Raw genomic sequence first — 7,976 nt, forward strand, 5'->3', positions numbered from 1 at the left:
ATGCCGCGCTCGCGGAGGAGGACGACGTTCTCGAGCATCGCGACAACGTGACCATCCTGGCTCCGGGTGAGACCGATGTTCGCTCGTTCTCGATGACCTTGCTGTAGGCCTGCGCTCGTGCCGGCGGCGCGCGGCGGGCAAAATGCGCGGATACCATGAACGACCTGCGCTTTGAGTCCGCTGCGTTGTGCCTCGATGGCACTTTGGGTATCATATCGTCCGTTGAAAGGGGACCGTTCCATGCATTTCGCGTTCGACAAACTCTAGCTGGATGAACCGAGCGGCGCTACGCCTGCGGAAGCGGTGGCGCTTGGCGGCCGTCGGCCGCCGTCCCTGAAACCGCGTCGCGTGCCAGCGGCGCTCTACCCGTTGATTCAGTTAGAAGGAGGGCATCATGCGCGAGAAGCTTGAGAAGATTATCGTTGCGTATCAAGAGCTCGAGAAGAAGCTGTCCGACCCGGCGGTCGCCAGCGATATCAAGGAGTTCACGCGCCTTAACAAGGAGTACGCGCACCAGACCGACCTGGTGAACGCTGCGCGCGAGTATATCGCCGCGCTCGATGACATCGAGGTTGCCAAGGAGATGCTGCGCGAGGCGTCCGATGCCGACGAGAAGGAGATGCTCCAGATGGAGATCTCCGAGAACGAGGCCAAGCTGCCCAAGCTTGAAGAGGACATCAAGTTCATGCTCATTCCGAGCGATCCCAACGACGAGAAGAACACCATCATCGAGATCCGCTCCGCAGCGGGCGGCGACGAGGCCGCTATCTTCGCGGGCGATCTCTTCAAGATGTACCAGCGCTTCATCGAGTCCAAGAAGTGGAAGATGACGGTCCTGGATTCCAGCCCCTCCGAGGCGGGCGGCTTCAAGAGCATCGAGTTCAAGGTCGAGGGCGACAAGGTGTACTCGGTCATGAAGTACGAGTCCGGCGTCCATCGCGTCCAGCGCGTTCCCAAGACCGAGAGCCAGGGGCGCATCCAGACCTCTACCGCTACCGTGGCCGTTCTGCCCGAGGCCGAAGAGATCGACGTGCAGATCAACCAGTCCGACCTGCGTATCGATACCTATTGCGCTTCCGGCCCCGGCGGCCAGTGCGTCAACACCACCTACTCGGCGGTGCGCATCACCCATCTGCCTACGAACACCGTGGTCCAGTCTCAGGAGCAGCGCTCCCAGATCCAGAACCGCGAGGTCTGCATGCAGATGCTGCGTGCGCGCCTGTACGAGATGGAGCTCGAGCGTCAGCAGGCCGAGCTGGGTGCCGAGCGCTCCAGCCAGATCGGCCATGGCAACCGTTCCGAGAAGATCCGCACGTACAACCAGCCGCAGGACCGCGTGACCGATCACCGCATCGGCTTCAACTCTACGTATAACGGCGTACTGCTGGGCGACCTGCTTTCCAACGTCATCGAGGCGCTGGCTGCAGCCGAGCGCGCCGAGAAGCTGGCGGCGGCGGTCTAAGGCGCCACCGGGCTAACGGGCAACATACCAGTGAAGACGGGCCGTCGGCTTTATGCCGGCGGCCTTTTTTAAAACAGCGGGACGAGGGCGCCCGCGCGCGGGTTGTCGGTGCGGGTGGATGCTCGTAAGCTGCGTCGTTTTTTATTGGCCCGCATGGTCGTCGTGCTGCTTGCGCGCGATGAGCTCCAGAATCGAGTCGGGTGATTCACCGTTCTCGACCTCGGTTGGAAGCGGTTCGTCGATGCCGGCGCGATGAAAGTTGCCAACGAAGTCATCGGTCTTGAGCACGTTGACCACGGCGCGCGGATCGACGAAGCGGATGAGTCGGATGGCATCCCCCATCTCGTAGGTGGAGAGCACGGTATGGATGATACCGACGGGTTCGCCGCTAAATGCGCCCGTGGCGTCGATGATGCTGGCGCCGTGATGGAGCGTGTCCGTGTAGGCGCGGGCCACTTCCTGGGGTTTCTTGGTGGTGATGAGCAGGGTGGAACGGTTGTACCGATGGTAGAAGCCGTCGATGGCCTTGGTCGATATGAATTGGAACACAATGGAATAGGCGGCGTGCTCCCATCCGAAGATAGAGCCGAAGATCGCCAGGATGCAGCAATTGCCCGCGAACACATAGGGCCAGATCGTCTTACCGGTCTTGTTGGAAACGTAGAGGGCGATGAAGTCCGTGCCGGCGGTAGACGCCCCGCTTTTCAAGGCGATGGCGATGGCGATGCCGTTCAAGACGCCGCCGAAGATCACGTTGAGAAACGTCTCTCCCAAGATGGGCTGGAACGAGAAGATCTTGAGAAACGCGCTGAGCAACCCCACCTGGACCATGGAGAAGAGGACGAAGCGCTTGCTTATGGAGCGCCAGCAAAAGAGCGCGACGGGGATGTTGAGCAGCAGGACGCCTATGGAGACGGGCAGGCTGGCGCCCATAAGATGAGCCACGCGTTCGAGGAGGAGGGCAACGCCGGTGAACCCTCCCGAAAGCAGGTTGGCGGGATTGACGAATGCTTGGATAACGTAGGTTTGCAGCAGGGCGGATGTGCATACGCATGCGAGCGTGATGGCACGACGCACCACAACATAGCGGCCAAGATGCTTGAGTTTAACAAGTTGCGGATCTTCAGGCATGGCGTCCCCCTTCGGTCATACCGGATAGCATGCTTCCCTAGGCCAAACATAGCCCTTTCTCCAGGCTTCATCGCGCACATTTTGTAACACCACAATGCACCTAGCTGAAGCGGCGGGGCGGTGCGACTTGTCTCGTACGAATGGAGGCGCACTAATATATATAGATGGCGGCGGTGGAGGAGCTGCGACCGCGGTCGATGGATTGGATGGGGTGCCTATCTGCATGGTTTTGCATATTGAGCATCTGCTTCGCCGGGTCGACGGTCTTCACGCCTGGAGGCCGCATTGATGGGACTCGTAACAAGCCTGCAGCTAGTGGTATTCCAGATTAAATACAAGTTATATGTGAATAACCACTCATGACAAATAGCGACCGTTTGCCGAAAGACTTAAGAATGAATAAAGCGATTAAAGATTGCAGAAGATTCGGTGAACAAATGTATACAGGAATATGACGGTTATATGCGCTGCGAGGCGGAGGTGGGCATCTAGCGAAAAAGCGCGTGGTTACAGGGCCTGCGCTTTGTTTCGTGAAGATGTGAGCCCGATATTGAGCTGTATAAAGCCGCATATTCTCTAATACCGCTCACCGGCCTCTAACCGCCGTTTACGAAAGTGAACGGTAAGGTTAAAGGGATTATGTCGGTCGAATGTCGTCGAATCGCGGCGACATCGTGAGACAAAAGGAGAGGGAATGATATCAAGGGCAAGAAAGGTGCTGAATGGTTTCTTCGCAGTGGCGCTCGCGCTGATCTGCGCGGTTTCCACGACGCCCGCCGCATATGCGGCCGGACCCGCGAACCTGGCACTCAATAAGGAGGTGACAGTTAATCGCGAGTACAACGGCACCGGCCGTAAGCTGACTGATGGCGACAAGAATTCCAAGACGGGTCGCTGGATGACTGAGAGCACTGAGCCGGCATGGGCGGTTGTTGACCTGGGTAAGACGACCGAGGTCGATAAGTTCGTTATCACCTGGGAAGACCAGGAGAACAGCGGCAAGGATTGGAAGCTCTACGTTTCCGACTCCAAGGAGGCATGGGGCGATCCCGTGCATGTTGGAAAGGGCACCAACGAGGCTGTAAGCACCGTTACCCTGGATGCTCCCAAGTCCGGTCGTTACGTCAAGCTTGACGTCACTGCCATGAATGGGCCGTACGGTATCTCCGTGTGCGAGCTTGAGGTTATGAATACCAAGGGCGGTACTGTTGATCCCGAGCCTGCCGACGCTGTGAACCTCGCGCTTAAGAAGGCGACGAAGGCCAGTGTCGACTATCACAACGAAAACGGCGCCCGCGCTGTCGACGGCAAGAAAAAGGACGGCAAGGCTGATCGCTGGATGACAGAGACCAAGCCGTCTGCCGACCAGCCGCAATGGCTCGCCGTTGACCTTGGCAAGGAAGAGACCTTTAAGTATATCGAGGCTATGTGGGAGAACGCGGAGAACTACTCCACTGCGTTCAAGGTTTACGCTTCGAGTGATGAGGCGTGCTGGAACAATCCCGCGACTGCTAACTGGGGAACCCCGGTTTACCAAACTGCCAACAACAAGGATGCTACGAGCAAGATCACCCTTGAGCAGCCTGCGACGGGTCGCTATGTGAAGCTCGAGATCACCCAGGTTCTTGGTTGGGGCGCCTCCTGCATGGAGTTCGAGGTTTGGAACGAGGTTCCGCCCGCGCCTGCAAAGCAGCCCGCTGAGTATCTGAACGACATCAAGATCGCTCCGGTTACCGCTGAGACCCAGACGCTCCAGTACGAGCTCCCCGAGGCTCCCGAGGGCTATGAGATCAAGTACAACGGTACCGATTACGAGCAGGTCATCGGTCTCGATGGCACGATCTTCCATCCCATCGCAAACGTGACGGTGAAGGCTTCCTTCAAGATCACCAATAAGAAGGACAGCACCGATTACGCGTTCAAGGAGTTTGACGTCACCGTTCCCGGCACGCTGTCCACAGCCAAGGCCGGCAACGCTGCTCCGTCGATCGTGCCCGAGCTCCGCGAGTGGGTCGGCGGCACCGGCTCCTTCGCCGCGGCTTCCGCCAAGCGCGTCGTCTTCAGCGACGACTCCCTCAAGGCCATGGCCGATGAGTTCGCCTCCGATTTCCAGGCCGTAACCGGCGTCGAGCTGTCCGTGGTGAAGGGTACGTCTGCCAACGCGGGCGATATCTTCTTTACCCTGACCACCGACAAGTCCAAGGGCCTGCAGGACGAGGGCTACCTCGTCGAGGCCAAGGGCGACAAGATCACCGTGACCGCTGAGAAGGTCGCCGGCGCTAACTGGGGTGCCAAGACCATCCTCCAGGGCATGAAGACCGGCAACGGCTCCTTCCCCGTTGGTACCGCGCGCGACTACCCGCTGTACAAGGTCCGCGGCCTGATCCTCGATGTGGGCCGTAAGACCTTCACCATGGACTGGCTGCAGCAGATGACCAAGCAGATGGCTTGGTTCAAGCTGAACGACTTCCATGTTCACCTGAACGACAACTACATTCCCCTCGAGGAGTACACGCGTGCCGGCAAGGACGTCTTCCAGGCGTATAACGCGTTCCGTCTCGAGTCCAGCATCAAGGAAGGCGGCAACGACGGCAAGAACAAGGCCGACCTCACCGCCAAGGATGTCTGGTACACCAAGGCTGAGTTCAAGGACTTCATCGAGCACTCTGCCGCTCTCGGCGTGAACATCATCCCCGAGATCGACACCCCGGCTCACTCCCTGTCCCTCACCAAGGTTCGTCCCGACCTGCGCCACGGTACCGATGGCCGTCAGAACGACCACCTCAACCTCACCTCGCTCTACAACGATAGCCTTGCTTTCGTTCAGAGCATCTTCGACGAGTACGTCAAGGGTGGCGACACCTCCACCTTCGCTGGCACCGATACCATTCATATCGGCGCCGACGAGTACAGCGCCGACGGCAACGCCTATCGTCGCTTCGTGAACGACATGTTCAAGTACGCCGAGGACAACGGCAAGACCGCCCGCGTCTGGGGCTCCCTTACCACCATCAAGGGCGATGTCAACGTCAGCGGCGTGTCCGAGTCCGGCCAGCGCCGTCAGATGGATCTGTGGAACCCCGGCTGGGCAGACATGAAGAGCATGTACGACCTGGGCTTCGAGCTGATCGACTGCCAGGACGGCGTGTTCTACATCGTCCCCAACGCCGGCTACTACTACGACTACCTGTCCGATAGCGCGTACACCGATCCCCTGAACGGCATCAGCGGCTACATGATCCCCGCTGGTGACCCCCAGATCCTGGGTGGCTCCTTCGCCGTGTGGAACGACATGTGCGACAACCAGGAAAACGGTATGTCTGAGTACGACATCTACGACCGTATCAACCGTTCCGCCGGCCTGTTTGGCGCGAACGGCTGGGGCAAGGGTTCCATGAACACCGCCGCTGCCAAGGACGCTATCGCTGGTCTTGGCGACGCCCCCAACACCAACTTCGGTTACAACGTCGCCACCGCCGAGAACGGCGCCATCGCTCAGTGGAGCATGGAGGACCTGTCCGACGCTTCCGGCATGAAGCGCGATCTGGTTGCCGGCGAGAACGCCGCGATCGAGAAGGTCGATGGCCGCAACGCCCTCAAGCTCAACGGCGAGAAGTCTTTCGTCTCCGTGAAGGACGATGCGCTCACCACCATCGGTCTGGGCAACGACCTTCGCGTGAAGGTGAAGCGCACGAGCGCCTCCACCGAGCCGCAGGTTCTCTTCGAGTCCGAGTACGGCCAGATCATGGCTGTCCAGAAGGGCACCGGCAAGGTGGGCATCACGCGTGAGAACCGCGCCTACTCCTTCAACTACACCCTGCCGCTGAACGACTGGGTCGAGCTCGAGTTCAAGAACAAGTTCGAGCAGACCGAGCTGTGGGTCAACGGCAAGCTGGTCGACACGGTCGGCACCAAGCAGCGTGCCAAGCTCAAGGCCACCAACATGTTCCCCGTGAACGTCATCGGCTCCAAGACGAATGCCTTCCAGGGCTATGTCGACGACGTCCGCATCTCCACGGCCAAGGAGTTCAACTCCACCATGGAGCTCGACTACGCCGTCGTTACGGCTGAGTCCGTCCTGAAGTCCCACAAGATCGAGGGCATGCGCGAGCTGCTCGACCAGGCGTATGACGTCTTCAAGCAGATGGATCCGTCCGCCGAGGTCATCGCTGACCTTACGGCCAAGATCAACGCGCTGCTTGAGAAGACCGAGTTCGATAAGGCCGACTACTGTCGCATCGACGCCTATGCGCAGCTGCAGGGCGGCGACTACGCCGAGACCCTTGCGGACCTGTTCACCGATGACTCCGTCGCCACCCTCCAGATGGCATGGGGCAAGGTCCGCTCCGATCTCCCTGCCTCCATGCAGGAGACCGTTGACGGCTATACCGCCGAGATCGTACGCGCCCTCGACGGCCTGAAGCCGAAGGCCAGCACCGATCTGACCCTCATCGATCCCGCAACGCTCGTTGCGAAGGACAGCTCGCACCAGGGCGGCGACGACGCGTCCAAGACGCTCGACGGCAACCTGAGCTCCATGTGGCACAGCGACTGGAGCATCACCACGGGCGAGCACTGGGTAACGCTGACCGGCAAGGCCCCCATGGATGTCGACGGCATTCAGTACACCCCGCGCCAGACGGGCACCAACGGCAACATCCAGAAGTACCGCATCGAGGTCAGCACCGACGGCACGTCCTTCACCAAGGTGAAGGAGGGCGACCTCAAGGTCACCGGCCTCGACCCGATCATGATCAAGTTCGATCGCCAGAACGGCGTGAAGGCAGTCAAGCTCGTTTGGGTGAAGGCCAACAACGGCAACGGCGCCGCTGCGGAGCTTCGTCTGTCCGATGCCGCCGCTGCTCCCAACTTCGATCGCCTGAAGGCCGTTATCGCCGCTGCCGAGCTCGTCAAGCAGGATGGTCCCTGCAAGCACGACCAGTTCACCAAGGCAACGTGGAATGCGATGCAGACGGCGCTGTCCGCCTCGAAGGACGTTCTGGCTTCGCAGACCGGCGACGTGAACGCCGTCTACAGCTCTGCCCAGAAGCTTGCCGAGGCCATCGTTGCCCTGCGCCTCGACGGTGACCAGTCCGAAGAGATCGCGTTTGTCGACGTCGATAAGAACACCTCGCACGCCGATCACATCGTCTGGCTGGCCGCTAACGGCATCTCCAAGGGTTGGGCCAAGCCCGACGGCACCTTCGAGTTCCGTCCCTACGCCACGGTGAAGCGCGCCGACATGGCCGCGTTCCTCTACCGCCTGGCCGGCGAGCCGAAGTTCGACGCCGATAAGGCCCCGGCCTTCACCGATGTCGACAAGGAGACCCCGCACCGCGACGCCATCCAGTGGCTCGCCGCGGAGGGCATCTCCACCGGCTTC

The 7,976-nt window shown here is 60.1% G+C and carries 3 protein-coding genes; 2 read left to right on the plus strand and 1 reads right to left on the minus strand.

Annotated features, from left to right (window positions below; translation table 11 throughout):
- Nucleotides 1–394: 394 nt before the first annotated feature.
- Nucleotides 395–1,462: a peptide chain release factor 1 gene (gene prfA, locus I2E26_RS04825; RefSeq protein WP_195419819.1), complete on the plus strand. Its 1,068-nt coding sequence runs from the start codon at nt 395–397 to the stop codon at nt 1,460–1,462.
- Between the two features lie 141 nt (nt 1,463–1,603).
- Here the strand turns inward: prfA and I2E26_RS04830 are convergent, their stop codons facing one another.
- Nucleotides 1,604–2,593: a YitT family protein gene (locus I2E26_RS04830; RefSeq protein WP_195419820.1), complete on the minus strand. Its 990-nt coding sequence runs from the start codon at nt 2,591–2,593 to the stop codon at nt 1,604–1,606.
- Nucleotides 2,594–3,287: 694 nt separating this feature from the next.
- Here I2E26_RS04830 and I2E26_RS04835 point away from each other — a divergent pair.
- Nucleotides 3,288–7,976, plus strand: a 4,689-nt coding sequence (locus I2E26_RS04835; protein ID WP_195419821.1) for a discoidin domain-containing protein, incomplete at its 3' end; no start/stop codon positions are given.

The sequence above is a fragment of the Collinsella sp. D33t1_170424_A12 genome, assembly GCF_015554865.1.
Classification (GTDB): Bacteria; Actinomycetota; Coriobacteriia; order Coriobacteriales; family Coriobacteriaceae; genus Collinsella.